At 64.5% G+C, this 24,448-nt stretch carries 24 protein-coding genes; 13 read left to right on the top strand and 11 right to left on the bottom strand.

What is annotated here, in order from left to right; translation table 11 throughout:
* Positions 1 to 79: 79 nt before the first annotated feature.
* Positions 80 to 2,740 (bottom strand): TonB-dependent receptor, encoded by a 2,661-nt coding sequence (locus GGQ90_RS05615; RefSeq protein ID WP_188081226.1) that lies wholly within the window; start codon positions 2,738 to 2,740, stop codon positions 80 to 82.
* 200 nt (positions 2,741 to 2,940) lie between these two features.
* Between GGQ90_RS05615 and GGQ90_RS05620 the strand changes: the two genes are divergently transcribed.
* Genes GGQ90_RS05620 through nagA form a run of 3 tightly spaced genes read left to right on the top strand, consistent with a single transcriptional unit; the run spans position 2,941 to position 5,869 of the window.
* Positions 2,941 to 3,684: a GntR family transcriptional regulator gene (locus GGQ90_RS05620; protein WP_188081227.1), complete on the top strand. Its 744-nt coding sequence runs from the start codon at positions 2,941 to 2,943 to the stop codon at positions 3,682 to 3,684.
* An 8-nt stretch (positions 3,685 to 3,692) separates the two neighbouring features.
* A complete protein-coding gene (locus GGQ90_RS05625; RefSeq protein WP_188081228.1) occupies positions 3,693 to 4,736 on the top strand; it encodes an SIS domain-containing protein in 1,044 nt (347 codons plus the stop codon).
* The gene (gene nagA, locus GGQ90_RS05630; protein WP_188081229.1) at positions 4,736 to 5,869 is read left to right on the top strand and encodes an N-acetylglucosamine-6-phosphate deacetylase; all 1,134 of its coding nucleotides are present in this window, start codon (positions 4,736 to 4,738) and stop codon (positions 5,867 to 5,869) included. Before GGQ90_RS05625 ends, nagA begins: the two co-directional genes overlap by 1 nt.
* Positions 5,870 to 6,105: 236 nt before the next feature.
* On the opposite strand, the gene GGQ90_RS05635 is transcribed toward nagA, so the two are convergent.
* The gene (locus GGQ90_RS05635) at positions 6,106 to 6,606 is read right to left on the bottom strand and encodes a nuclear transport factor 2 family protein (protein WP_188081230.1); all 501 of its coding nucleotides are present in this window, start codon (positions 6,604 to 6,606) and stop codon (positions 6,106 to 6,108) included.
* Positions 6,603 to 7,412 (bottom strand): SDR family NAD(P)-dependent oxidoreductase, encoded by an 810-nt coding sequence (locus GGQ90_RS05640; protein ID WP_188081231.1) that lies wholly within the window; start codon positions 7,410 to 7,412, stop codon positions 6,603 to 6,605. Before GGQ90_RS05640 ends, GGQ90_RS05635 begins: the two co-directional genes overlap by 4 nt.
* 189 nt (positions 7,413 to 7,601) lie before the next feature.
* Here GGQ90_RS05640 and GGQ90_RS05645 point away from each other — a divergent pair, with 189 nt between their 5' ends.
* Entirely contained in the window at positions 7,602 to 7,916 is a 315-nt protein-coding gene (locus tag GGQ90_RS05645) for a hypothetical protein (RefSeq protein WP_188081232.1), read from the top strand.
* Positions 7,917 to 7,954: 38 nt separating this feature from the next.
* On the opposite strand, the gene GGQ90_RS05650 is transcribed toward GGQ90_RS05645, so the two are convergent.
* From GGQ90_RS05650 to GGQ90_RS05660, 3 genes are read right to left on the bottom strand one after another with little or no spacing between them, the layout of a single operon-like run.
* The gene (locus GGQ90_RS05650; RefSeq protein WP_188081233.1) at positions 7,955 to 8,545 is read right to left on the bottom strand and encodes a TetR/AcrR family transcriptional regulator; all 591 of its coding nucleotides are present in this window, start codon (positions 8,543 to 8,545) and stop codon (positions 7,955 to 7,957) included.
* Positions 8,546 to 8,557: 12 nt separating this feature from the next.
* Positions 8,558 to 8,806, bottom strand: coding sequence for a hypothetical protein (locus GGQ90_RS05655; protein WP_004212448.1), 249 nt, complete (start codon positions 8,804 to 8,806; stop codon positions 8,558 to 8,560).
* 41 nt (positions 8,807 to 8,847) lie between these two features.
* Positions 8,848 to 10,020 carry an FAS1-like dehydratase domain-containing protein gene (locus tag GGQ90_RS05660; protein WP_188081234.1) on the bottom strand — a complete coding sequence of 391 codons (1,173 nt, stop codon included), beginning with the start codon at positions 10,018 to 10,020 and terminating at the stop codon, positions 8,848 to 8,850.
* Between the two features lie 148 nt (positions 10,021 to 10,168).
* On the opposite strand from GGQ90_RS05660, the gene GGQ90_RS05665 reads away from it, so the two are divergent.
* The 4 genes from GGQ90_RS05665 to GGQ90_RS05680 all read left to right on the top strand — a co-directional run bounded on the left by GGQ90_RS05665 (position 10,169) and on the right by GGQ90_RS05680 (position 13,229).
* Positions 10,169 to 10,738: a TetR/AcrR family transcriptional regulator gene (locus GGQ90_RS05665; RefSeq protein ID WP_188081235.1), complete on the top strand. Its 570-nt coding sequence runs from the start codon at positions 10,169 to 10,171 to the stop codon at positions 10,736 to 10,738.
* Between the two features lie 107 nt (positions 10,739 to 10,845).
* Entirely contained in the window at positions 10,846 to 11,601 is a 756-nt protein-coding gene (locus tag GGQ90_RS05670; RefSeq protein WP_188081236.1) for an SDR family oxidoreductase, read from the top strand.
* Positions 11,598 to 12,371, top strand: a complete 774-nt coding sequence (locus GGQ90_RS05675; protein ID WP_188081237.1) for an SDR family NAD(P)-dependent oxidoreductase — start codon at positions 11,598 to 11,600, stop codon at positions 12,369 to 12,371. Before GGQ90_RS05670 ends, GGQ90_RS05675 begins: the two co-directional genes overlap by 4 nt.
* Positions 12,372 to 12,389: 18 nt before the next feature.
* On the top strand, positions 12,390 to 13,229 hold the full coding sequence (locus tag GGQ90_RS05680; RefSeq protein WP_188081238.1) for a TauD/TfdA dioxygenase family protein: 840 nt from the start codon (positions 12,390 to 12,392) through the stop codon (positions 13,227 to 13,229).
* Between the two features lie 4 nt (positions 13,230 to 13,233).
* Here GGQ90_RS05680 and GGQ90_RS05685 read toward each other — a convergent pair whose 3' ends face one another.
* The 3 genes from GGQ90_RS05685 to GGQ90_RS05695 all read right to left on the bottom strand — a co-directional run bounded on the left by GGQ90_RS05685 (position 13,234) and on the right by GGQ90_RS05695 (position 17,788).
* On the bottom strand, positions 13,234 to 14,229 hold the full coding sequence (locus GGQ90_RS05685) for an AraC family transcriptional regulator (RefSeq protein WP_188081239.1): 996 nt from the start codon (positions 14,227 to 14,229) through the stop codon (positions 13,234 to 13,236).
* A gap of 86 nt (positions 14,230 to 14,315) precedes the next feature.
* Positions 14,316 to 15,284, bottom strand: coding sequence for a magnesium and cobalt transport protein CorA (locus GGQ90_RS05690; protein WP_188081240.1), 969 nt, complete (start codon positions 15,282 to 15,284; stop codon positions 14,316 to 14,318).
* 62 nt (positions 15,285 to 15,346) lie between these two features.
* Positions 15,347 to 17,788 (bottom strand): hypothetical protein, encoded by a 2,442-nt coding sequence (locus GGQ90_RS05695; RefSeq protein WP_188081241.1) that lies wholly within the window; start codon positions 17,786 to 17,788, stop codon positions 15,347 to 15,349.
* A gap of 160 nt (positions 17,789 to 17,948) precedes the next feature.
* On the opposite strand from GGQ90_RS05695, the gene GGQ90_RS05700 reads away from it, so the two are divergent.
* A complete protein-coding gene (locus GGQ90_RS05700) occupies positions 17,949 to 18,326 on the top strand; it encodes a winged helix-turn-helix domain-containing protein (RefSeq protein WP_188081242.1) in 378 nt (125 codons plus the stop codon).
* Here the strand turns inward: GGQ90_RS05700 and GGQ90_RS05705 are convergent.
* Together GGQ90_RS05705 and GGQ90_RS05710 are read right to left on the bottom strand one after the other, a co-directional pair.
* The gene (locus tag GGQ90_RS05705) at positions 18,321 to 19,307 is read right to left on the bottom strand and encodes a cytochrome c peroxidase (RefSeq protein ID WP_188081243.1); all 987 of its coding nucleotides are present in this window, start codon (positions 19,305 to 19,307) and stop codon (positions 18,321 to 18,323) included. The two genes, GGQ90_RS05700 and GGQ90_RS05705, sit on opposite strands and share 6 nt — an antisense overlap.
* Entirely contained in the window at positions 19,304 to 19,831 is a 528-nt protein-coding gene (locus GGQ90_RS05710) for a hypothetical protein (protein WP_188081244.1), read from the bottom strand. The genes GGQ90_RS05705 and GGQ90_RS05710 overlap by 4 nt, the downstream gene beginning before the upstream one ends.
* A 75-nt stretch (positions 19,832 to 19,906) precedes the next feature.
* Between GGQ90_RS05710 and GGQ90_RS05715 the strand changes: the two genes are divergently transcribed.
* The 4 genes from GGQ90_RS05715 (at position 19,907) to GGQ90_RS05730 (ending at position 24,413) form a co-directional block, all read left to right on the top strand.
* A complete protein-coding gene (locus tag GGQ90_RS05715) occupies positions 19,907 to 22,054 on the top strand; it encodes a TonB-dependent receptor plug domain-containing protein (protein WP_188081245.1) in 2,148 nt (715 codons plus the stop codon).
* Between the two features lie 92 nt (positions 22,055 to 22,146).
* Positions 22,147 to 22,383, top strand: coding sequence for a hypothetical protein (locus GGQ90_RS05720; RefSeq protein ID WP_246428143.1), 237 nt, complete (start codon positions 22,147 to 22,149; stop codon positions 22,381 to 22,383).
* Positions 22,384 to 22,669: 286 nt separating this feature from the next.
* Complete coding sequence (locus GGQ90_RS05725; RefSeq protein ID WP_188081247.1) at positions 22,670 to 24,061, top strand: sugar transferase; 1,392 nt, start codon at positions 22,670 to 22,672, stop codon at positions 24,059 to 24,061.
* Positions 24,062 to 24,203: 142 nt separating this feature from the next.
* On the top strand, positions 24,204 to 24,413 hold the full coding sequence (locus tag GGQ90_RS05730; RefSeq protein ID WP_188081248.1) for a hypothetical protein: 210 nt from the start codon (positions 24,204 to 24,206) through the stop codon (positions 24,411 to 24,413).
* Positions 24,414 to 24,448: the final 35 nt, after the last annotated feature.

Here is a 24,448-nt window from a genome sequence, read left to right on the forward strand (position 1 = left end):
AAGGGACGTGCGGCGGGCGGACGCTGTTGCGTTCCGTCCCGCCGTCTTCAAGTCATGCGCCTTCTGACAGGCGAGGCAATCAATAGTTGAAGTTCACCGTCGCCAGGAACTTGCGGCCCGAGCGATAGACGCCGCGCGGCAGTGCCGTGGTGTTGGCATAGGCATAATATTCCGCGTCGGTCAGGTTCATGCCCGACAGGGTGATGCCGATCTGCGGCGTGACATTATAGGTCGCCGATACATCCAGATTGTCGGAGTCCCGCACGAACATATTGTCGCCACGGTCGATGCCGGTGAAATATTTCGACCGCCAGGTGTAAGTGGCGCGCAGCGCGACCGGGCCGCTTTCGAAGAAGGGGCTGATGCTGGCCTGATGCTTGGAATTATAGGGCAGCGCCTGGCCGCCTTCACCCGAACCGTCGGAATAGGTATAGTTGGCCAAGATACCGAAGCCATAGGGCAGGTTCTGCTGATAGGCGACGGCAAAGCCCTTCACCTCGGCCGAACCGGCATTGTAGGGACGGCTGATCTGATAGGTCGTCACCCGGCCCTGCGACTGGTTGAAATAGCTCTCGGGCGCCGTCTTCTGCAGGATATAGTTGCTGATATCCTTGTAGAAGACTTCCGCCGACAGGATCGATCCCTGCTTGAAATACCATTCGACCGAGGCGTTGAGATTGCCCGACGTATAGGGTTTCAGATTGGGGTTGCCGCCACCGCCGGTGAGGACCGTGTCCGACAGCCAGAAATAATTGGTCATGTCGGCATAGTTAGGCCGCGACATCACCTTGGCGGCGGAGAAGCGGACGATCAGATCCTGCTGCGCGGTCCAGGCGATGTTCGCGCTGGGCAGCCAATTGTCATAGCTGCGCTTGGTCGTCTGCCAGGTCCAGTCGGCCGCGCTGTTGCAAGGCGCACCAGCGTTGCAGACATAGCCGGCGCTGTCGGTCTTGGTGTTCACATAGCGCACGCCGAAATTGCCGCGCAGCGTGCCGGTGTCGAAATTGGCCTGGGCATAGACCGCGTTGATATCTTCCTGGATGTTCCAGTTGCCGGCAGTGAACTCGGCCGCCGCGAAGATCGACGGTGTCGGCAGCGTCTGGCCTTCCAGATAGTCGACCATCGACGGGCCGCTGATGATGAAGCGGTCGGTCATCTGGTCGTTCACGCCGCTGAAGCCGCGCAGATAATTGCCCGCGACCGTCTTGGGATCGAACTGCGCCGCCGCGACGCCCAGACCATTGAGCGCGATGCCCGCATAGCGCTGGCCGGTCTCATGATGGCGATATTTGTAGCCGATCTGGATGCGCTTCAACGCACCATCGAAATCGAAGCCGAGGTCGGCCTGGCCGTAACGCTCCTGGTCGCTGGTCGGCTTGGAGACCGTGTTGCCGCTCCAGCCCGGATCGGTCACAAAGGCATTGGGATTGCCCTGAACGTCGGTGGCATAGGTCAGCGAGCCGGGCGACTTGGGCGCGCCGCCGATATTCACGGTATAATCCGCCCAGTTCAGGAATTCGAGGAAGACCTGGCGCTTGGTGCCACCGTCCGCGTCCGACAGGCCGCCTTCGACCGTCAGATCCCAGGTGCCGCCGTCCCAGCGCGCCTTGCCGCGATAGGTGTCCGACTTCATCTCCGCCTCGCGATACTGGACGTCCAGCACCGACAGCGCATTCTTGAAGGTCGCGCTGGTGACGATGCCGTTATTGACTTCCAGGCCCGTCAGCGCGCCCAGACTGTTCCAGGTATTGCCCTGGAAGGCATACATGGACTGGTTGAGGTTGTTGTAGGTGGCGTCGATCTTGAGCCAACTGGCCTCCAGCGTCAGTTCGTCGACCGGCTTCCACTGGGCGGTGGCCGAATAGGTCAGGCGCTCGCGGCCCTGCTCGAAATAGGAGGTACCAAAGGCGTTGGGGCTGATCGCATCGAGATTGTTGCTCAGCGTGGTGGCGCATTCGCCGACGCAGCCATTGTCGCGCGAGTCCACTGGATTGTCGGCGTTTCCACCGGCCCACTGGTCAGCCTTCATCGTGCCATAGGTTTCGACGCCGTCGCGGCGCAGCCGGTCCTTGGCGCGCTGGAACGAGGCGAGGATACCGAACGTGCCTTCCTCATTATGCCAGCTCACCAACGCCGATCCCTGAATATCGCCCTTTTTCGAGCGATCATTGTAGAGATAGCCAAGCTGGCCAGCCATGGTGAAGGGCTTCAGCTCCAGCGGCTTGCGGGTCACGACATTGACCGTGCCGCCGATCGACCCTTCGTCAATGCGCGGTTCGGGCGACTTGTAGACGTCGACCCGGCCGACCAGTTGCGGCGCCAGCAGCGCATAGTTGAAGGTGCGACCCGGCGAGTCGAGGATGAACCAGTCGGCCGATGCTACGGTCTGGCCGTCCAGCAGGGTGCGGTTGAGCGCCGGATCGGTGCCCAGGATCGACACCTTTTCGCCCTGGCCGAACTGGCGGTCGACGGTGACGCCCGGCACCAGCGTCAGCGCTTCGGCGACATTGGTATTGGGGAATTTTCCGACATCTTCAGCGGAAATGCTGTCGACGATCGCGTCGGCGTTCCGCTTGACGTCGATCGCCTTGGCGAGCGAGGCGCGATAGCCGGTGACGACGATATCGCTGGCATTTGCATCGGCGTCCGGCGCGGAAGCATCGCTTCCCTGCGCATGCGCGGCACCCGAAAACAGCGCGATGGCGCTGGCGGTGCCGACCAGAAAAGTCCGAATCCCCATATCTCACCCCTTATTTATATTTGATGCATGGCATAAATTGGGCGGACCAACTGCATACCAATAAGCAGACCATCCGCCGAAGTCATATCGCCGTCAAGAGGGATATTTTCAAAATTGTGACGGTGTTTGAAATTTTTCACTGGCATATGGTATTTAATTGGTCTTAGTGTGCAAACAACACAGATGCTGGTGGAGACGAGATGCCGCTGCTTGCCGAACAGATTGGACCGCTCGACGCGCTGGGCGGTGGCCCGCTCTATCGCCGGCTCGAAGACGCGCTGCGCGAAGCGCTGCGCACCCAGCGACTGAAACCCAATGAAGCGCTGCCGCCCGAACGCGACCTGGCATCGGAACTTTCGGTGTCCCGCATCACCCTGCGCAAGGCACTGGATTCCCTGGTCGAGGAAGGACTGCTGGTGCGCAAACAGGGCGCCGGCACCTTCGTCGCCAACCGGGTCGAGAAGCAGTTCGCCAAACTCTCCTCCTTTTCCGAGGATATGGCCGCGCGCGGCCGCACCGTGCGCAGCGAGTGGCTAGGCCGCAGCGTCGGCGCGGTGACGCCCGACGACGCGCTGACGCTGGGCCTCAGCCCCGGCGCGGCCGTCTACCGCTTCAACCGCATCCGCTATGCCGACGATGTCGCTATGGCGCTCGAATATTCGACCATTCCCGGCTTCGGCCTCGACGGTGTCGATGTCGTCGGCGCCTCGCTCTATGCCGCCCTGGAAGCCGCCGGCAACCGCCCGGTCCGCGCCCTCCAGCGCCTGCGCGCCGTCCTGTTCAACCCCGAACAGGCCAAGCTGCTCGGGATCGAGGCAGGGGCGCCCGGCCTCTATATCGAACGGCGCGGCTTCCTGGACGATGGCCGCGTCATCGAAGCGACGCAAAGCTGGTACAGGGGCGATGCCTATGACTTCGTTGCCGAACTCGACATGCGCGCCTGACCGAAAAGATGCCTGACACGATGCTCAATCCGCAAGATACCCTGATGTTCGCCGAGGCCGCAGAGGCCGGCGCCGTCATCGCCCGCCAGTTCGCCGCCAACGCCGAAACGGTCAAGGCGCTGGCCGCCAGCCTCCGCGCAAATCCGCCGCGCGGCATCGTCACCTGTGCCCGCGGCAGTTCCGACCATGCGGCGACCTTCGCCAAATATCTGTTCGAAACGCGCCTGGGCCTGCTGACCACCTCGGCCGCGCCCTCGATCGCCTCAGTCTATGGCACGACTCCTGCGCTCGCCGACATGCTGGCCATCGCCATCTCGCAGTCGGGCAAGAGCCCCGACATCCTGGCCACGGTCGATGCTGCCAAAAGCGCGGGTGCAAGGACCGTCGCGATGGTCAATGTCGCCGACTCGCCGCTCGCCGGCCAGGTCGATACGCTGCTGCCGCTTCATGCCGGGCCGGAACGCAGTGTCGCCGCCACCAAATCCTACATCGCCTCGATCGCCAGCCTGCTGAACCTTGCCGCACACTGGAGCGAGGATACAGAATTGCTGGCGGCGCTGGAGACTGCCCCTGCCCTGCTCGCCCAGGCCTGGGTCTGCGACTGGACGCCGCTCGTCGAACAGCTCGCAACGGCGCGCGGCCTTTACGTCATCGGCCGCGGCATCGGCTTCGGCATCGCGCAGGAAGCCGCGCTCAAATTCAAGGAAACCAGTGGCCTCCACGCCGAAGCGTTCAGCGCGGCCGAGGTCAAGCATGGCCCGATGGCGCTGGTCGGCCCCGACTTCCCGCTGCTGGTTTTCCGCCAGGCGGACGAGACTGCCGAAAGCGTCGATGAGCTGGTGCGCGAGGTCGTTGCGCGCGGCGGCCAGGTGCTGATCGCTGGCGAGGCCGTAGATGGCGCCATCCACCTGCCGGTTCCTGCCGCCCATCCGGCGATCGAACCGATGTTGCAGGTCCAGGCCTTCTACCGCGCGGTCAACGCGCTGTCGGTCCGGCGAGGCTTCAACCCGGACCAGCCCCCGCACCTTGCCAAGGTGACGGAGACCCTCTGATGCGTCACGCTCTGGTCAACGGGTCGATCCTGATCGACGGCCGCTTCCATGCCGGCAAGGCGTTGCTGATCGAGGGTGATCGCATCGCCGCGATCCTGCCCGACGCCGATGTCCCGGCCGATGTCGCGCGGCGCGACCTGGGCGGCGACCGGCTGGTGCCCGGCTTCATCGATACCCAGGTGAATGGCGGCGGCGGCGTGCTGTTCAATGATGCCCCGACGGTCGAAGGCATCGCCGCGATCGGCGCCGCCCATCGTCGTTTCGGCACCACCGGCTTCCTGCCGACGCTCATCAGCGACGATCTCTCGGTCATCCGCCAGGCGGTCGCCGCCGTCGACGCCGCGATCGAGGCCGGCGTGCCCGGCGTGCTCGGCATCCATATCGAAGGCCCCTATCTCAACATCGAGCGCAAGGGCATTCATGATGGCGACAAAATCCGCCCGCTCGATGCCGAGGGGCTGGAGGTGCTGTCGTCGCTCAAGCGCGGCCGCACCCTGGTCACGCTGGCTCCAGAGCGGACCTCCCCCGACATGGTGCGCCAGCTTGTGGAGCGCGGCGTGATCGTCGCGGCGGGTCACAGCAACGGCCGCTATGAGGACATGATCGACGCAGTCGAGGCCGGCCTGTCCGGCGTCACTCACCTCTACAATGCCATGTCGCCGCTGGGATCACGCAAGCCTGGCATCGTCGGCGCCGCGCTGGAGCAGGACGGCGTGACCTGCGGCATCATCGTCGATGGCCATCATGTCAGCGCCACCGCGCTCAAGATCGCCCTGCGCTGCAAGCCGGAAGGGACGTTGATGCTCGTCACCGACGCCATGCCCTCGGTCGGCTCCGACGCGGACGAGTTCATGCTCCAGGGCCGCCATATCCTGGTCCGCGACGGCGCCTGCACCGATGATGCCGGCACGCTCGCCGGCTCCAATCTCGACATGATCACCGCCGTCCACAACAGCGTCGCCATGCTGGATGTCTCGATCGAGCGCGCAATCGCCATGGCATCCGCCGCTCCGGCCGCCTTCCTGGGCCTCACCGTCGAAACCGGCCGCATCGCGCCGGGCCTGCGCGCCGACCTGTTGCAACTCGACGCCCAGGGCGCCGTCGCGCGCAGTTGGATCGGCGGCAGCTATTAGGCTGCATGGGTATATTCGGACGGTCGGGAAGCGACCACTGAAATCCTCCCCAAGCTTGCTTGGGGAGGGGGACCGCCGAAGGCGGTGGAGGGGTCAGAGAACTGTGCTTTCGCTATTGCCCCTCCGTCAGGCGCTACGCGCCTGCCACCTCCCCAAGTCAAGCTTGGGGAGGAATTGGAGACGTCCGCTTCCCACCATCCCCGCCATTCGGCGGGCGCTGAATTTGCCCATACCACTTAAGGCAGGTTTCCCAGGACAGCATAAGAAGAATCATCCCGGTCCCGCCGCCCCATGCCACCCGCGCTGAGCGGCTGGACCGGACGCACCTCGTCAAACTCGCGCAGCGCGGTGCGATGATCCATCGCCCAGCGACCGTCCCGCCAGGACCAGCGATCGACATAGCGGGTCCAGACCGACATCTGCATCTGCCCATCAGGCCGCTGCATCCGCAATGTCGCAATGCAATAGGTCTCGCTGCCGGCCCGGTCGCCATCGAGCGCGATCACCATGTTGGTCATCTGATGGCAATGGGCCAGCAATCCGCGATGATCGGCGCAGATACGGTCTATCACGCCACGCCCGCTCCCCTGATAATAATCGCCATAATCGGCCGTGCCATCGACATGCCAGAGGCCATGGCCGAGCGGCACGTCGAGCCGATCGACGGCACGGGCATAGAGATGCAGCGCATCGGCAATGGCCTGCCTATCCGCCACCGGATCACGCGACGCGCTCATGCGTCGGCGCCTTGAAGGTCGCGCATGGCCTGCGCCACCGCGAGGATGCGGGCACGCCGAGCAGCAGCCGATTGCGGCGCATAGCCCTGCTCCTCATCCGCCAGCCCCCAATGATGGACCGGCCCATGCGGCAACCGCTCCAGCCCGACCCGCGCAACATCATCGGGCAGGGCCAGATCGGCCGGCAGCGCCGCGCCGCGACTGGTCAGGAACCGCCGCAGTTCGGGCGTATCGGTGCGCCCCAGGATCAGGTTCAGCACATCCACGCCATGGGGCTGCAATTCGGCCCATAGCGCCTCGCCCAGGCACAGGTCGAACGCCTTGCTGCCGGCATAGACGCCAAGGCCCGGCGCGCCGCCGTAACAGGCGCCCGATCCGACCAGGATGATGCCCCCCCTCCCCCGTGCCCGCATGGCCCGGCCCAGAAAGTGACACAGGCGCATCAGGGTCATGACATTGCGGCCCACCAACGCCATCCAGTTGTCAATATCGCTGTCAAGGAAATGGGTGCCATGCGGATCGGCGCCGGCATTGGCGATGAACAGCCCGACCTCGCGGTCTCCGCACAGTGCGGCGATCCGATCGGCGGCGTCCGCATCCGCCAGGTCCACGCTCGCCCACAGGCATTCGGTATCGTAGCGGGCAGACAATTCCGTCGCCAGACCAGCCAATGGGGCTTCGCGCCGCGCGAGCAATATCAGCTTATATCCCTGCGCCGCCAGTCGCTCGGCAAAGGCGCGCCCTGTCCCCTCCGATGCGCCCGCGATCAGCGCCCAGGGGCCATAATGCTGCTGCAACCCAGTCATCCGCTTTCCTTCCCATCAAGGACGCCAATCCAACAAACCGATCCCTCCGGCACAAGGGCGGGTGCAGGGCATCGCCGGGGCGTTGCGATGGTCCGCCCGGTTTCGCATGCCTCATCCTCCGCCTATGATATAGTCCGTCTCACGGCCGCCGGACGTCGGGACCAGACCTGTTGCATTGAGAGGATGCCAATGAAAACTGTCCTGATCGCCACCAGCCTGTTGTTCGCTGCTGCCGCGCCACAAATCGCCATGGCACAGGCCCCTGCCGCATCGCCCGCCCCGGCCTATAGCGTCGAGACGACCGACATCGGCACATTGCTCGACAATCCCGCGACCAAGGCGGTTCTCGACAAGAATCTACCCGGCTTCACCGCCAATCCGCAGATCGACATGGCCCGATCGATGACGCTGAAGGGCGTGCAGCAATATGCCGCCGATACGCTGACCGACGCCGCGCTCGCCAAGGTGCAGGCCGATCTCAACAAGATCCCGGCCAAGAAATAAGGATAAGGCCGGCGCGCACAGTCGCGCCGGGTAACCTGCTAGGTGCCTCGCCCGTCGGCATCCTTGCCGGTGGCGTGGCGCATCAACGCCTCCACCATGGTCAGCGCCTCGTCATGGCCCAGCGTCACGCCCAGGCTCTGCTCCATCACGATCGACCGGGCCATGCCCGCCGCCAGCACGGAAAGCCCCACCGGCGACAGCCCCGCGCCATCCGCCGCCGCGATCGCCTGCGTCTGGATATCGCGCAATTCCTCGACAAAGGCGGCGATTTCCTGCCGGATCGCCTTGCGGTGGTTGGACAGGGCCATGAACTCCAGCACGATCGCGCTGCCATCCGGATCGGAATTGAGCTGCCACAGCGCGCGCAGCGGATCGGGCGTATCCAGCCGGCTCGCCAGCTCTTCCTTGAACCGGGCCGACAGGCTGCGGAACAACTCCAGCAGCAGGTCATCGGTCGTCGCGAAATGATAATGGACGAGCGCCGGCGTGACCCCGACAATCTTGGCCACGCGCCGGGTCGTGACGGCGGCATAGCCCTCCTCGACCATCAGCCTTTCGGTCGCGGCCAATAGGGCACCGCGCGCCGAAGCCCGTTCCTTCCTGCCGGCGCTGGTTATGCCTTTTGCCATCGCGCCTGCGGCCTATTCGTCCAGCATGTCCATCACGTCGCGCGCGGCGTTGCGATCGGCTTCATCCTCGAAGGCGACATCCAGATCAGGCGCCGCGCCCAGCATGTAGAGCAACGTCCACAGGGCGAAGCGCCGGGGACGGTCGGTCTCCAGCCCGAAAGCCACCTGCATCCGCTCGATCCCGGCCGCCATGCCCTCGGGCGGTACGCTGGCAAGGTCGTCGGTGCCGAAATAATGGCGAAACTGATCGTCTAGGTCCATCGCCGCGCTATCCCACAGCGCGGCGCGCTTGACCAGATGGATCAGGCCGGTCGCCGGGGCAGTTCGATCTCCGCCTTGGCCGTGGCCAACACGGCACCGGCCTGATTGGCCATGCGGCAATCGACCTGCACCATGTGCCGGCCATCCTCGTCCACGAACTTGTCGAGGATGGTGCCGGTGGTGATGGTGATGTCGCCGGTCAGCGCCGGGCTGCGATAATTGCAGGCCGAATGGCGGATCATTCCCCATTCGCCCGCCCAGCCCGCGAAATAATCGGTGATCCACGCCCCCATCGATGCGCCATAACCATAGCCGCGCGGCATGCCGATGAAGCGCGCCCAGCGCGGGAAGAGATGGCCACGCGACGGGCCGACATAGGCGCCGTCGGTGAATTCGGGATTGATCGCCTCCATCACCGGATCATTCTCATGGCCCGCCATTTCCTTGACGAAGCCCAGCGCCTCCATGTCGAGATCCGTGCGCCGGTGGGTGCCGCCCCATTGGGTGAAGATGTAGGATCGCCATTCGGTGGCGAAGGAGACGATCGAATGCGGGCCGACCACCCGTTCGGGCAGCGCCGCGCCGACCGTCGCATCATCCCACCAACGCCGGTCATGACCCAGATCATGGAGCATCTGGATCCACTGCATCTTGCGCGCTTCCAGTTCCTCCAACTGATCATCGGTCCAGACCGGATCGTCAAAGCCCTCGGTCGGGACATTGTCCTTACCCGCTTCCTGGCTGTAGCGGATCGAGGTGGAACGCTGCTTGGCGATCAGGTCGCCCTGCTGGTTATAATAGAAATTGTCACCGCGCTGGAAGCAGGTCGGGCCGGCGAACTTGGTGTCCTTGATCGTGTAATCGAACGGGATGCGCTCGTTGAGGATGCGGTCGCCCGCGACCATGCGGGGGCCATAGAACCACCATTCGTCGCCACCGAACAGCATGTGTGAATTGGGCACACGGCCGATGCAGGACGGCGCGGAGCCATGGGCGCAGTCCATCGTCACGGCAAAGCTCTGTGGCGCGACCATGCCGCCCCAGCGGCTCTGCGCGGCATAGCCCGCATCATAATGGAGCCGGTTGGGATAATGCATCGCCTGCACCCAGCGGCGGATATCGCCATTGTTGATCGGCTCGACCATCCGGGCGGGCTGGATCGGCTTGCCCAGATAATTGTCGATATCCGAACAATCGAGTGTCGGCGTGGTCATGGATCGTCTCTCCGCAAAGGTCTTGTTTGACACCAAGGCTAGCGACGGCCCGGCGTAGCGACTTGACCAAAATGGACAGATGCCCGGCCATTGCCGCGCCCCGCAAAATTGCCCAGAAGCGGAGGCGGAGAAGGACGGAAGGGACGATATGGCTACCGCTCGCAGACTAGGCGCCGAAGGATCGCAGAACCGCGCCCGCTTCATCGACGCGGCCGAAACGATCCTGACGCAAGTCGGCGAACATGGTATATCCGCGCGGCAGGTAGCGCAGCAGGCGGGCCTGAAGACACAGCTTCTCTATTATTATTTCCGTACCATGGATGATCTGCTCCGAGCCGTGGTGCAGCGAATCAACGACCGGCGCATGGGCCGCTTCGCCGAGGCCCTCGCCGCCCCCCGCCCGCTGCGCGCCATGTGGGACATGATGCGCGATCCCTCGACCGCTGCCCTTGCCGCAGAACTCAGCGCCATCGCTCATCATCGCGAGGCGGTGCGGGCGGAGATCGTCACCGCCGCGCAGGCCTTTCGTGCGTATCAGGCGCAGGCGGTGGCGACGCTGCTGCCGACCGATAAGGCCGCCAACGCCAGCGGCCTGGTGATGATCGCCGCCTCGCTCGCCCGCATGCTGGTCAGCGAAACGGCACTTGGCCTGACCGAGGGCCATGATCAGGCGCTGGCGATGATCGAGGCGATGCTGGACCAACTCGAAGCCAAATGATCGCCCCGGCGCTATCGCCGATCCTGGCATCGCACCACCCTGCTCATCCCTGCTAATGAACTGTTCAGCATCGCGATCCGGTACAGGGCAGCGGGCAAGGAGAGGTCATGGCAAGATTGGAAAACAAGGTCGCGCTGGTCACTGGCGCCTCCTCTGGTATTGGCGAGGCGGCGGCGCTCGCGCTGGCGCTTGAGGGTGTCACCATCGCTGTCAACGGACGGCGCCGCGATCGGCTCGATGCGCTGGTCGCCCGAATCGAGGCGGCAGGCGGCACTGCACTCGCCCTGCCCGGCGACGTCTCGGTCGAGGCGGATGCGGCGGCTGCCGTCGCCGATACGGTGGCCCGGTTCGGCCGGCTCGACATCCTCGTCAACTCCGCCGGCGTCAACGAGGCCGGCGGGATCGAAAGCCTGACCAGCGCCCAGTGGCAGCGGGTGATCGACATCAACCTGATGGGCACCATCCATGCCTGCCGCGCCGCCTTCCCGGTGATGAAGGCACAGGGCAGCGGCGACATCGTCAACATCTCCTCGACCGCCGGGCGCCGCTCGGGCTGGCGCTTCGCCGCCTATTCGACGAGCAAGTTCGGCCTGACCGGCTTTACCGAAAGCCTGCGGCAGGAGGGCGGCCAGGCCGGCATCCGCGTGTCGATCATCGAACCGGGCGCCACCGCGACCGAGATCGCCAGCTCCATCTCCGACCCGCAATGGCGCGACATGATCCAGCAGCACACCCACAAGGACGGGGCGATGGCGCCCGACGATATCGTCGCCGGCATCCTGCTCGCCGTCAGCCTGCCGCGCCGCGCCAATGTGAGCCGGATCCTGATCCAGCCGACCATCGACACGGAGCCGATGCCATGAGGCTGGCGGGCAAGAGCGCGGTCATCACCGGCGCGGGATCGGGCATGGGCAAGGCGATGGCCGAACGCTTCGCGCAGGAAGGCGCGCGGGTGCTGTGCGCCGACATCAGCGGCGCGCAGGATGAGGTCGCCGCGGCGATCGGCAACGGCGCGATCGGCCTGCATGTCGACGTGGCCGAGGAAGGGGACGTGCAGGCGATGATCGCCGCCGCCTGCGATGCCTTTGGCCGGGTCGACATCCTCATCAACAATGCCGGCTTCGGCGGCGGCATCATGCCGTTGCACGAACAGAGCAGCGACAATTGGGACCGGGTCCATGCCGTCAATCTGAAGGGCGTGTTCCTGGGCATGAAATATGGCGTGATCGCCATGCTGGAAAGCGGCGGCGGCGCGATCGTCAATATCGGCTCCGCCACCGGCATGGTCGGGTGGAAGGGCCATGGCGTCTATGCCGCCGCCAAGGGCGGGGTCAGCCAGATGACCAAATGCGCCGCGCTCGATTATGCCGCGCAGCATATCCGCGTAAATGCCGTGCTGCCCGGATCGATCTGGACCGGGCTGGTGCCGATGGCAAAGGACCATCCCGAACCGCCGCCCGGTATCTTCCGCGTGCCCGGCATCCCGATGGACCGGTGGGGCCTGGCCAGCGAAATCGCCAATGCGGCGCTGTTCCTCGCCAGTGACGAGGCGTCCTACATCACCGGCACCTTGCTGCCGGTCGATGGCGGCTATTGCATCGGCTTTTCCGGCATGGCCGCCGAACAGGGTTGAGATCGAAGGAGCAGGATCATGAACGTCATTCACAAGAGCCGCGTCGCCTTCCGTCCGGTCAAGCCGCTGATTGGCGCGGTGGTCGAGGCCGATCGGGAGGCGCTGTTCGATCCGCAAGTGGTCGCCCAGTGCCGCGACATGCTGGAGGAACGGACCGTGCTGGTCATGCCGCAGGTCCATTTCACCAATGAAGAGCAACTGGCCTTCACCGACCTGCTCGGCGGGCGGCTCAACCTCACCAGCGAGGCGACCACCAACAAGGACGAGGACGTCTATCAGGTGACGCTCGATCGCAAGATTAACCGGGCGCCCGAATATGTGCTGGGCACCTTCTTCTGGCATATGGACGGGATGCCGATGGAAATGCCACCGCCGCTCGCGACCCTGCTGTCGGCCCGACGGCTGGCGCCCAAGGGCGGCCAGACCGAATTCGCCAACAGCTTCGCCGCCTATGAGCAGATGCCCGAAGCGCAGCGCGCCGAGATCGAGGATCTGCGCATCATCCACAGCGTCGCCGCCAGCCTGCGCTCGATCGCCGACGCCATTCCCGAAGCGGAAAAGGGCAAGCTGGCGATCGGTATCGAGAAGGAACGGCCGCTGGTCCAGACCCACAAGAATGGCCGCAAGAGCCTGATCGTCGGGTCGACCGCCGACCGGATCGTCGGCATGGAGCTGGCCTATGGCCGCGCCTATATCGCCCGGCTCAACGAATGGGCGACCCAGCCCGATTTCGTCTATCAGCATCAATGGCAGGCGGGCGACTTCGTCATCTGGAGCAATACCGGCGCGCTGCACCGGGTGGTGCCCTATGCCCGCGATTCCGGCCGGATGATGCACCGCACCTCGATTGCGGGCTGAAGGGTCAGGCGGGCGCGTGCAAGCGCGCCCGCAACCGCGTGGGCGACGCGCCGAACCAGTGGTTGCAGCTGCGCGTCATCACCGACTGTTCGGAAAAGCCGAGCTTCTCCGACACATGGGCGAAGTCCATGTCGGTCTGCTCCAGATAGTAGCGCAATATGTCGCGCCGCACCTCGTCCTTGATCTTCTGGAAGCTCGTACCCTCCGCCGCCAACCGCCGGTGCAGCGTCCGTGGATGCAGCCCCAGTTCGGCCGCGACCCGATCATTCGAGCAATGGGCGGTCCACAGCCATTGCATGACGATGCCGCGCACCTGCGCATGCAGCGGCGGATGGCGATGGGGAAATTCGCGTTCGATATAGGCGGTGACGGCGGCGAAGACCGTGGCGTCCCGATCGATCACCGGGCTTGCCATGTCGCGCTCGGAAAAGCTGATCCCGTCCTCATTCTGGCCGAAATGGACCGGACAGCCGAAATAGCGCCGATAGATGCGCGCCGGCGAGATCGGCTGGTGGCGGAAATGCACCCGCCGCGCCCGTGCTCGCCCGCCGGTCAGTTCCATAGCGAAGAGATGGCCGACCAGCAGGATATGCTCCATCGCCTGCGCCCGGTTGGGCACGCCGTCGAGCAGGATGTCGTGCCCGACGAAGACATGCCGAACCGAGGGAAAGCGGCGGAGCCAGACCGCTGCCGCCAGGCTGTGCGCATAATTATGGCTGCACACATAATCGATCGCCGCGCCGAAGGTCGGCGCGTTGCGCATCGCGTCGCCCAGTGGCCCGAACAGGTCGACGCCGCGCTGGCGCAGGGCAAGGCGCATGCCGAAGTCCGGACAGGCAAGCCGATGCGCAGCATCCTCGATCAGTGCGATGGTCTGGCGATAGCTGGGCGACGCATCGCTGCTGTCGGCTGCCTCGCCGCCCAGTTCCGCCACCAGTTCCGGCAGGAACCGCAGCATATGGGCATTGATCGCCTCGAACGCGTCACGATCCTCAACCATCGCCTGACCTCCTGTTCGGACAGGCTGGCACCGCCTGTCCGAATAGGTCAAGCGACCGCTACCGCATTTCGGCAGGGCGATACCAGTCAGAGCCAGTTGAGCTTGCGGAACCGCCGATAGAGGATGGAGCAGATCAGCAGGATCACGCCCAGCACGACGAAATAGCCATAGCGGGTCTTCAGTTCGGGCATGTGCTCGAAATTCATGCCGTAAATCCCGGCGATCGCGGTCGGCACCGCCAGGATTGCGGCCCAGGCGGCGAGTTGGCGGGTGATCGTGCCGGTGCGCTGCTGCTCCAGCAGATTGCTGAACTCGAACACCGAATTCAGCACTTCGCGCAAATCATCGACCATCGTCTGCACGCGCCGCACATGGTCACGCACATCGCTGAAATAGGGCCGGGTTTCCGGGTCGATGCAGGGCAGGTCGATCTTGACGAACTTGGTCGCGACCTCCTGCATCGGCGCCAATATGCGCTGGAAACGGATCAGCTGGCGCCGCAGGTTGAAGATGCGGGTTATCTCGTCGCGGCCGAGGAAATTGTCGACCGTGTGCTGCTCCATCGTCAGCACCTCTTCCTCGATGCCCTCGACGATCGGCAGATAGCCGTCGACGATGAAGTCGAGGATAGCGTGCAGCACATAGTCGACGCCATGGGCCAGTCGATCCGGCACCGCCTCCAGCGCATGGCGCAGCTCGATATGCCCGCGCGCCGAACCATGACGGACGCTGATGATATGGCTGTGCCCAATGAAGATCGCCGTCTCGCCATAGGCGATCGCCTGGTCCTCGACATGGGCGGTGCGGGCAACGACGAACAACTGCTCGCCATAAATATCAACCTTGGGCAACTGGTCGGCCTTGATCGCATCCTCCACCGCCAGCGGATGGAGATTGTAATTTTGCTGCAGCGTCCGCATTTCCTCGGCGGTCGGGCTGGCAACGCCGATCCAGACGAACTCCGACTTGTCTTCGGCGCAGTCGATCCGTTCGGTGATCGAGACTTCGCGCACGCGTTGGCCGTTGCGATAGAGATAGGCGGCAATGACGGTCATTCGGGCCTCGAAATCATTCTATTCTGCCAGCTTAGCGCGGCCAGCCCTGATCGGGAAGGCGATCAGGTGGCAGGCGATGGCGCCTGCACCACCAGCATCGCCCCCTGCGCGTCACGCAGCCGGACATAGAGCTTGCCGTCGGCCAGCGCCGGCATGGTCAGGCTCGATCCGGTAAAGCCCTGCGCCACGGGGACGGACTGGTCAAAGGCGGGATTGCCGGCAACAGCATCGACCAGGAACAGATCGCGCCCCTTGATGGTGCAGCCTTGGTCCTTCTGATCCTTCGGCGCGCAATCGACCGCCTCGATCCGAGGTAGACGCGCGAGCGGCATCAGCGGTTGCCAATCCCCCTGTTCGCGGCCGCGCACGATTCGGAATTGCAGCGGCCCGAAGGCCGGGCCAAGCCCCGTCGGATCGAGGGTCGCCACCATCACCTGCGGGCCTTGCAGTTGCAGGCCGGAACCGGCTGTCAGCCGGACGCTGGCCCCGCCATCCTGCGTCGCGATCTCAATCGCATCGGTCATGGTCAATGTGGTGCCATCCTGCGCCTGCACCGAAAAGACAAGCCGGCCATTATTGGGCAGCACATCCGATCCGCCCAGCGTCATCGGCAGACCCGTCGCCGCGGCCGGCGTGACACTCTTGTTCAGCAGCGTCACACGCGGACGCGCGGGGGCGAGGGTGACCGGCACCGATACGGTGCGGCCATCCTCCAGTTGCACGCGCGCGCTGCCGCCCTCGGCTGGTAAAGTCCCATCGCCCACGGCCGTCAGATGCAGCCGATCGACCGAACCGTCGCGGATCAGGCCATCGGGTTTCCAACTACGCCCGCCCAGGTCGACGCTCGCCACCTGATCGAGCCGCTGCCCCGTCAGTTCGCCCCAGGCATCACCCTGATGCACGGTCAGCCCGTCGATCTTGCTTGCCTGAGCATAGGCGCGCAGGGGCATGGAGAAAGGCTTGGCCACGCCCTGATATTTGACATCGATCATGACAGGTCCGGCGCGCCGATCGGCAAGCGGAAGCGTCAGGTCCAGCGTATCCCGGCCCTGCACCTTCCAGCCGATCGACTGGGGGACGGTCCTGTCCTGACGCAGGGTGACGCTCTCGACACAGGCGGGCGCGCCGCCCGTCAGCTTTAGGCCATTGTCGCGACCAACCACCAGGGTCGGCGCTTCACCCTTCACCTGCCAGGCCGCATCATCGGGTCGCTGCAAGACATAGTCAGGCCCTTCGAAGCGGTCGAACCCCCATTGCCCATAGACATGGGCGTCAATCGATCCCTTGAAGTCAGCAGGCCAGGGACCATCGGCGCGGATCACATAGCCGCCTCGGTCGGCCCGCGCTTCCAGCGGATACTCGATCGCCTGGCCCGACGCTGCCTTCAATTGCACCGTCATTCCGCGCGCATAGCTGGTCGAATAGATGAGCGGCGCGCCCTCGACCGGCAGCACCGTAGCGGGCAATGCCGCGCAGATCGGCCCCTGCGCGCCGCTGCGCAGGCGCGGCGGGCTGTCCGCCTCGATCGAGGGCATGCCGACCACCATGACCGACTTGGGCTTGGCGAAGGACGGCGCCTTGTTCAGCATCACTCCGATATTGTCGTCACGGCGCAGGCTGACCGTCGGCAGATATTCGAAGCTCGGGCTGCTGAAGGCGCCGAACATCCGGGCCAGGTCACGCACCACACCGATATAGGGACTGTAATAGCCATAGCCCGCCTCCCGCGTGGCGGCGAGTTGCAGCGCCAGATCGGTAGGGGCGCCGATCAGTGTCTCGGCAATCGAGCTGCTATGAACATCGGCCAGGACCAGTTGGTCCTTATTCTCCAGCAGGCAGGCGGCCTGAAGCTCGATCACCTTGGACAGGCAATCCTCGTTCAGCTTCATCGACAGGCTGCGCGCGAGCGCCGGGGCGACGCTGCGCAGGAATTCGGGATGGGTATTTTCCTGTGCCCGGATCGCCGTCATGAAGGCATCCAGCCGCGAGCGATCGAGCGAAGCCTGATTGAGTTCTTGCGTCGCGCGCACGAACTCGCCCGGCTTGCCGCGCACCGCATCGCTGACCGTGCCCTCGCCGCCACCCGTTTCCGGCACCAGGAACAGCACCATCTGTCGCGCGCCGTCCGGCACGGTCAGGGCAAGGCGGCGATCCTTGTCCTTCTTCTTCCAGGTTTCGGCGCTGTCGATCCAGTCCTTGGGCGGCGGATTGGTCGCGCCGCGCAGAAAGGCCGACATCAGCACGAAATTGGCGCCCTGTTCCTTGGGCAGGTTGGGCTCGATAAGCAGCTTGTCGCCCGCCCTCAGGCTCGGCACCTGGCTGATCGGCAAGCTGGTCGTGCCGCGGGTCACGCTGACCTTGAGGTCCGGCCCCACCAGTTCGAACGGCGCAGGCTCGGCCGCAAGGCCCGGCGTTAGAAGTGCAGCCCCCAGCGCCGTTCCGATCATCAGGCCGATCGGCTTGCGCAGGCGCGCGGTCTGAATCGGGGCGGAAGGCTGGGGCATGTCTCTCTATCCGGCTATCTATGTTTTTCAGCGACCTGTGCGGCTGTCCCACAGGAATTCGGCAATTCCAAGGCGATGCCGAAAGCGCGCCATGCCACCCCCTCGCTGAACCTGTGACAACGGGCTAAGAGGAGCAAATCGCACGCAATCAGGCAGGGCCATGCAGACCGGAACGTTCAAGCTCAAGATCCAGATCCTTTGCGGGGACGAGATCGCCATGGGTCCGGGCAAGGCCGACCTGCTCGATGCGATCGCGCTGCACGGCTCCATATCGGCGGCCGGGCGGGCGCTGGGCATGAGCTATCGGCGCAGCTGGCTGTTGGTCGACACGATGAACCGCTGCTGGAACGACCGCCTGGTCGAGACGGTCGCTGGTGGCGGCCGTGATCGTGGCGCACGGGTGACGGAAGCAGGGCAGGCCGTGCTGGCCGCCTATCGCGCGCTGGAACAGGCCGCACTTACCGCCACCGGTGGACAGGCGCAGGCCCAGCTTGACGCCCTGCTGCGCCCGATCCCCCTGCCCGCCACTCTTTCATAGTGTCTTGCCACAGGCTTCGTCCGGCATGGCGAAGCGTGGATCGGTGAGGAAAGTCCGATCGGTCAGGCTGTCGAGGAAAGCCCTGATCGCGATCCGTTCGGCGTCGGTCAGTTTCCGGCCATGGCGCAGGATCGCCACATCCAGCGTTTGCGCGGACCCATCATGCCACCAGGGGCCGGTCACCGCGACGTTGCGGAGCGGCGGCGTGCGAAACCGCCCGGCATCACTTGCCAGTCCCGTCTTTTCGGCCAATCCCGGATCGGCGGCCGTCGCCGGTTCCAGTCGATGATAGGCACCGTCGCTGAAATCGCGACCCGCATGACAGGACGCACACCCCTTGTCCGCGAACAGGCGCTCGCCCTGCCAGGCCGACATCGACAGGGCATCGGCCTGCCCCCGTCGAGCGCGATCATGAGGACTGTCGAGCGAAATCAGCGTCCGTTCGAACGCCGCCAGCGCCGCCGACACCGTCGCGATGTCGATCCGGCCGCGATGTTCCGGGAAGGCGCGCGCGAACATTCGGCGATAGCAGGCATCGGCACCCAGCCGACGCGGAAGTTCCGCCTCCATCCCCTTCATCCCCATTTCGATGGGATGTTCGCCCAGCAGCGGCACGGCGACCTGCGCCTCCAGGCTGGTAATCGCCGGATCTGCGATGGTGAGGCGCGGCAACCAGGCCACATTGGCCAGGCCCGGCACATTGCGCAGCCCTGGATCGCCATGCACGCCGGGGCGCGTGCGATTCCCATCGGCAAAGCCGCGATGCTGTTCATGGCATCCGGCACAGCTCAACGTGCCATTGGCCGACAGGTCGGCGTCATAGAAAAGGCGGTGGCCAAGCTCGACCTTCGCCGCGCTCATTGCGTTGCCGACCGGCACCGGCGGCGGCGCTTCGCCCGGCAGCAAGCTCCAGGTCCATGGCAGCCCCGCCCCGATCAGCAGCAGCGTCGCGAGCAATAGCGGCCAGTGCGCCGGCTTCACGGCAGACGGGTCACCAGCACCGTCATCTGCGGATCGCCATTGGCCGCTAGTTGCAGGATATAGTCGCCCGGTTCCAGGCGGTAATCGACCATCTTGCGGATGCCGGTGCAATCCGGCCCATGGCCATGCGCGGTCGAGGTCGCGGCGGCGCCGTCCTTCACCACATCGACCCAGGCGCCACCGCTCAGCGCCACCCGCCAGGTGCCGGGCTGATCGACGGTGAAATGGACGATGCCACCGAAGCTGACACTGCCGCCGGGCTTGGCCGGACGAAGCGGATAGCTGAGCTTGGGCGTCGGTAGCAGAGCCAGCGCCACCGCCTGCCCGGGCTTCAGCGCGACCTTGCCGGCTCCCTTGGCATCGGCCGCCGCCTGCATCGGCTGCGGCGCCCGCCAGGATGCCATCTCCGCTGGCGGATCGGCCGGGGCAGCGCAGGCCTGCGCGCCCGTCATCTGGGCGAAGGCCGATACCGGCACCAAGGCCGCGCACAGGGCCGGAAACAGCAGGAACAGCGGCTGAAGCATGGGCTTCTCTCCCCAAGACAAAACTATATACGGCGGGATATAGCGAGTCGAACGACCAAGAATAGGGGGATTTTCATGCGACAGACCATGATGCGCATTTTGCTGGCCAGCGCCTGCTGCTGGACCGCGACGGCAGAGGCGCAGGGCGCGCCCGATGCGACCGGCGACAGCGATCGCTTCTCGCTCGGCCAGATTATCGTCACTGCCCCTAGGACCAGCGGGATAGAGATTGACGGCAGCACCCTGTCCTCCGACGCCATCTACAGCTTCAATCGCACCTCGCTCGACGATGCGGTCAACCTCATGCCCGGCGTGTCCGCCGGCAACAGCGGCGGCACCCGCAACGAGCGGCTGGTCTTCGTGCGTGGCTTCGACCGGTTCCAGGTGCCGCTCTCGATCGATGGCATCCGTGTCTATCTGCCCGCCGACAACCGGCTCGATTATGGCCGCTTCCTGACCACCGACATTGCCGAGGTCCAGATCGCCAAGGGCTATGCCTCCGTGCTGGACGGCCCCGGCGCCATGGGTGGCGCGATCAACCTGGTGACCAGCAAGCCGACCAAGGCGCTCGACATCGATCTGCGCGGGCAGGTCAGCTTCGACAATGACATGGACTATGCCGGCTATACCACGTCGGCCAAGGTCGGCACCCGGCACGATCTCTGGTATGCGCAGGCCAGCTATGCGCGCAGCTTTACCGATCATTGGGACCTGCCCAATGGTTTCACGCCGCGCGTGCCCACGCTGGAAGATGGCGGCGCGCGCGACTTTTCAAAGGCGGAAGACTGGCGCGTCAATGCCAAGGTCGGCTTCACCCCCAACGCCACCGACGAATATGCGCTGAGTTATACCCATCAGGAAGGATCGAAGGGCGCACCGCTGCACATCAGCGACACGGTCACCACGGCCCGTTTCTGGGACTGGCCGTCCTGGGACGTCACCAGCGTCTATTTCCTGTCGACCACGGCGCTGGGCGACCGGGCAACGCTCAAGACCCGCGCTTATTATAACCAGTTCGATTCGATGCTCCGCTCCTTCAATGACCGGTCACAAACCGCACAGAGCCGGCCCTACGCCTTTGACAGCCCCTATGAAGACAAGGCCTGGGGCGGATCGGCCCAGCTCGATTTCACCGCGACCGATGCGGACACGCTGCGCCTCGCCTTCCATTATCGCCATGATGAGCATGTCGAATATCAGACCAGCTTTTCGACGGCCGGCGTCGCCACCACGGAGCCCAAGCAGACCCAGAGCGAGGCCACCTATTCCATCGCGCTGGAAAATGAGCTGGCGCTGAGCCCGGCGCTCCGCTTCACCCTGTGCGGCAGCTATGACTGGCGCAACCTAGAACGCGCCGAGGAATATGGCGCCCCGCTCGGCACGTCGGGCACGCCATCGATCATCTACAATTACCCGCGCAGGGACGCCGACACCTGGAATGCGCAGGGCCGGTTCGACTGGCAGGCCAGCGATGCGCTGTCGCTCCACGCCAGCCTCTCGTCGCGTGCCCGCTTCCCGACTATCTTTGAACGGTTCAGCCAGCGCTTCAACACCGCCATCCCCAACCCCGACCTGAAGGCGGAACGGGCGACCAACGCGGAAATCGGCGGCAGCTGGAGCCAGGGATCGATCCGGCTGGAAGGCGCGCTCTTCTACAGCTGGGTGCGGGACGCGATCTTCAGCGTGCCGACGCCGGCCTATCCCTGCACCGCATCGACCACGCCGCCCGCCGTGCCGACCACGGGCTGCGCCCTCACCAACCTCAGTCAGAGCCGCAATGTCGGCAAGGGCGAATATTACGGCATCGAACTGTCGGCCTCGGCGACACTGCTGCCGGGGCTGGACGCCGGCATCAACTATACCGGTATCAAGCGCGACCTGACCGATCCGTCCAACGCGCGCTTCCGCCCCACCGGCGTCCCCACGCACAAGGGCTTCGCCTATCTCGACTGGGCACCGTTCGAAAAATTGCACATCGTTCCCAGCGTCGACCTAGCATCGAACCGCTGGACATTGTTCACCGCAAGCCCGGCGTCGCAACCAGCCCGCTATTACCGCGCCGGCGCCTATGCGAATGCCAGCCTGCGAATCGACCTGACCCTGACCAACCAGATCGACCTCAGCATCGGCGGGCGCAATCTGTTCGATGACTATTACACGCTGACGGATGGTTTTCCCGAACCGGGACGCACCGTCTATGCGTCGGCCCGTTTCCGCTATTGAACTGAATGCGGCCGGGCGGGGATATATGGTTTATCTTTGCCCGGCCGCAGGTTATCGTGATCTGCGGTCGCTATCCTCGCATCGCATCGGGAATGATGATGGTCGATCTGTTTCCGCCACCGCAGGATCGTGATGCCGGGGCGGACAGCGCCCGGCCGGCCCCACGGCATGATACCGTCCCGCAGCATGGCGACGATATGGGTGGCCCGAAAATCTGGCCCTTTCCCCATCATCGGATCGAAGCCGGCGTGCAGTTTCTGTCGCGCTGGTCAGGTCCTATTGCCCTTGCCGGGACGCTGCTTCTGATCGGCTGGTGGCTATTCGCCTGACTGATTTGATTCGACGCCATTTCCCCCACGACCGCGACGAAACTGGCCATATTGCATCGATGACGACTGCGACGGAACGAAGAGGCGGCAGGACGAAAATTGCCCGTTCAACGGATCGTCGGAAATGTGCGTCCGAATATCCCTCCCCCAATTGTAACAGCCGAGCAACTATGTCCTGCTGCTACGCAACATAAATCAAAGGCAGCGGATGTCCTGGGGAAAGATCGCCACCGTTTGACGACGGGCGGGCGGACCATGACGTCACGACGCATTTAAAGGGTTGCCGATGTCCAAAATTGATCTGGCGATTGCAGGAACCCCCAGTCGCCAGCCCACCACCGCCGCTTTCCAGCGGAACGCGCGCCTGTGGTTGAGCCTGGTTCTGCTGCTGGCAGACATGATGGCCCTGACCGCAGGGTTCGTCACGGGGCTGCGCGTCGCCGGCATCCCGATCCTGTCGATGGAGGTCTGGCAGCCGCTGGCCGGTGGCATATTGGTCTATGGCACCATCGCTTTTCACAACCAGGCCTATAATCCGCGTTGCCTGACCAGCATGGCGGCGTCATGCCGCAGTGCGGCAATGGCCTTTGCCGGAACGCTGCTGATCTTCCTGTTGGTCGTCTTCTCGCTCAAGGTCTCCGACAATTTCTCACGCTTCGGGGTGAGCGCCGGCCTGCTGTTCAGCGGCACGCTGATCATGATCCAGCGGGTGCTGATCGTGCGCACCGTTCGCCGCCATTTTGCCGAAGGCCTGTTCGCCCAGTTGCTGATCATCGACGACGGCCTCATCCCGGACGATGTGAGCGGCATGGTGATCGTCGACGCGCCGACGCTGGGCCTGCGCGCCGATCTTGACGATCCCTATATGCTGCATCGCCTTGGCATGCTGCTGCGGGACTTCGATCGCGTGGTCATTTCCTGCCCGCTGGAGCGCAAGGCCGATTGGGCGCAGATGCTCAAGGGTGGCAACATCCTGGGCGAGATCATCGTCCCCGAACTGGATCCGATGGCGCCGCTTGCGGTGCAGAACCATCGGGGCGTATCGACCCTGGTGGTCGCGCGTGGCCCGCTGAACCTCGCCAATCGCGCGAAGAAGCGACTGCTCGACATCGTCCTGACCGTGCCGGTGCTGCTCGCCCTCGCGCCCTTGATGATCGCTATCGCCGTCGCCATCCGGCTGGATTCGCCCGGCCCGATCTTCTTCCGGCAGGAACGGATCGGCCGCGGCAATCGCCTGTTCCACATCCTCAAGTTCCGCAGCATGCGGGTGGAGCAGTGCGATACCGCCGGCGCCACCTCGACCCAGCGCGACGACAATCGCATCACCCGCGTCGGCCGTTTCATCCGCAGCACCAGCATCGACGAACTGCCACAGCTGATCAATGTGCTGCTGGGCGAAATGAGCCTGGTCGGCCCGCGCCCGCACGCGCTTGGCTCGACCGCCGAAGACCAGCTTTTCTGGCAGGTCGATCGCCAATACTGGCATCGCCACGCACTCAAGCCCGGCATCACCGGCCTAGCCCAGATCCGCGGCTTCCGCGGCGCGACCGAAACCCGTCGCGACATTCTGAACCGGGTCGAGGCGGACCTTGAATATCTGCATGGCTGGAGCCTGATGCGCGACATCGGCATCCTGGTCGGCACCGCGCGCGTTCTGGTTCACCGCAACGCCTATTGAATTGCAAGGGCTTGGCCCGGCATTGAGGATTTTACGCATCATGAGCCGGTTTTTGCGATGAGCTGAGCCGGCTTGCACACAGATGTAAACTATTTGTGAACCCTAAAATCCTATATTAACGACCGTTCATAAAGTTCCCAGGATGACGGTCGTGACTGATGAATTGGCGGTAGTTGCCGCAACAAAAACCTCCTTATCCGATGCAGGCATCGCCGTCCGCGATCTGCCCGAAAACGCTCATACGCTGTCGATCGCCGACCGCGCAGAAGGGGCGATTCAGTTTGTTTCGCGCTGGGCGGGCATTCTTGCCTTCTGTGCGGCCATCGGTGCGATTGCCTATCTGATCTTCTGATCGGGGCCAGTTTCCTTGCCCTCAGATTAACAGCC

The sequence above is a fragment of the Sphingobium scionense genome (assembly GCF_014197035.1).
GTDB lineage: Bacteria > Pseudomonadota > Alphaproteobacteria > Sphingomonadales > Sphingomonadaceae > Sphingobium > Sphingobium scionense.

Bases quoted from the DNA above. Each gene is read 5' to 3' on its own strand.
- GGQ90_RS05675 (WP_188081237.1), top strand. From the start codon at position 11,598: ATGAGGCTGGCGGGCAAGAGCGCGGTCATCACCGGCGCGGGATCGGGC.
- GGQ90_RS05625 (WP_188081228.1), top strand. From the start codon at position 3,693: ATGCCTGACACGATGCTCAATCCGCAAGATACCCTGATGTTCGCCGAG.
- GGQ90_RS05665 (WP_188081235.1), top strand. From the start codon at position 10,169: ATGGCTACCGCTCGCAGACTAGGCGCCGAAGGATCGCAGAACCGCGCC.
- GGQ90_RS05700 (WP_188081242.1), top strand. From the start codon at position 17,949: ATGCAGACCGGAACGTTCAAGCTCAAGATCCAGATCCTTTGCGGGGAC.
- GGQ90_RS05660 (WP_188081234.1), bottom strand. From the start codon at position 10,020: ATGACCACGCCGACACTCGATTGTTCGGATATCGACAATTATCTGGGC.
- GGQ90_RS05695 (WP_188081241.1), bottom strand. From the start codon at position 17,788: ATGCCCCAGCCTTCCGCCCCGATTCAGACCGCGCGCCTGCGCAAGCCG.
- GGQ90_RS05615 (WP_188081226.1), bottom strand. From the start codon at position 2,740: ATGGGGATTCGGACTTTTCTGGTCGGCACCGCCAGCGCCATCGCGCTG.
- GGQ90_RS05635 (WP_188081230.1), bottom strand. From the start codon at position 6,606: ATGAGCGCGTCGCGTGATCCGGTGGCGGATAGGCAGGCCATTGCCGAT.
- GGQ90_RS05725 (WP_188081247.1), top strand. From the start codon at position 22,670: ATGTCCAAAATTGATCTGGCGATTGCAGGAACCCCCAGTCGCCAGCCC.
- GGQ90_RS05710 (WP_188081244.1), bottom strand. From the start codon at position 19,831: ATGCTTCAGCCGCTGTTCCTGCTGTTTCCGGCCCTGTGCGCGGCCTTG.
- GGQ90_RS05620 (WP_188081227.1), top strand. From the start codon at position 2,941: ATGCCGCTGCTTGCCGAACAGATTGGACCGCTCGACGCGCTGGGCGGT.
- GGQ90_RS05720 (WP_246428143.1), top strand. From the start codon at position 22,147: ATGATGATGGTCGATCTGTTTCCGCCACCGCAGGATCGTGATGCCGGG.
- GGQ90_RS05730 (WP_188081248.1), top strand. From the start codon at position 24,204: ATGACGGTCGTGACTGATGAATTGGCGGTAGTTGCCGCAACAAAAACC.
- GGQ90_RS05690 (WP_188081240.1), bottom strand. From the start codon at position 15,284: ATGACCGTCATTGCCGCCTATCTCTATCGCAACGGCCAACGCGTGCGC.
- GGQ90_RS05655 (WP_004212448.1), bottom strand. From the start codon at position 8,806: ATGGACCTAGACGATCAGTTTCGCCATTATTTCGGCACCGACGACCTT.
- GGQ90_RS05680 (WP_188081238.1), top strand. From the start codon at position 12,390: ATGAACGTCATTCACAAGAGCCGCGTCGCCTTCCGTCCGGTCAAGCCG.
- GGQ90_RS05650 (WP_188081233.1), bottom strand. From the start codon at position 8,545: ATGGCAAAAGGCATAACCAGCGCCGGCAGGAAGGAACGGGCTTCGGCG.
- GGQ90_RS05670 (WP_188081236.1), top strand. From the start codon at position 10,846: ATGGCAAGATTGGAAAACAAGGTCGCGCTGGTCACTGGCGCCTCCTCT.
- GGQ90_RS05640 (WP_188081231.1), bottom strand. From the start codon at position 7,412: ATGACTGGGTTGCAGCAGCATTATGGCCCCTGGGCGCTGATCGCGGGC.
- GGQ90_RS05715 (WP_188081245.1), top strand. From the start codon at position 19,907: ATGCGACAGACCATGATGCGCATTTTGCTGGCCAGCGCCTGCTGCTGG.
- nagA (WP_188081229.1), top strand. From the start codon at position 4,736: ATGCGTCACGCTCTGGTCAACGGGTCGATCCTGATCGACGGCCGCTTC.
- GGQ90_RS05685 (WP_188081239.1), bottom strand. From the start codon at position 14,229: ATGGTTGAGGATCGTGACGCGTTCGAGGCGATCAATGCCCATATGCTG.
- GGQ90_RS05645 (WP_188081232.1), top strand. From the start codon at position 7,602: ATGAAAACTGTCCTGATCGCCACCAGCCTGTTGTTCGCTGCTGCCGCG.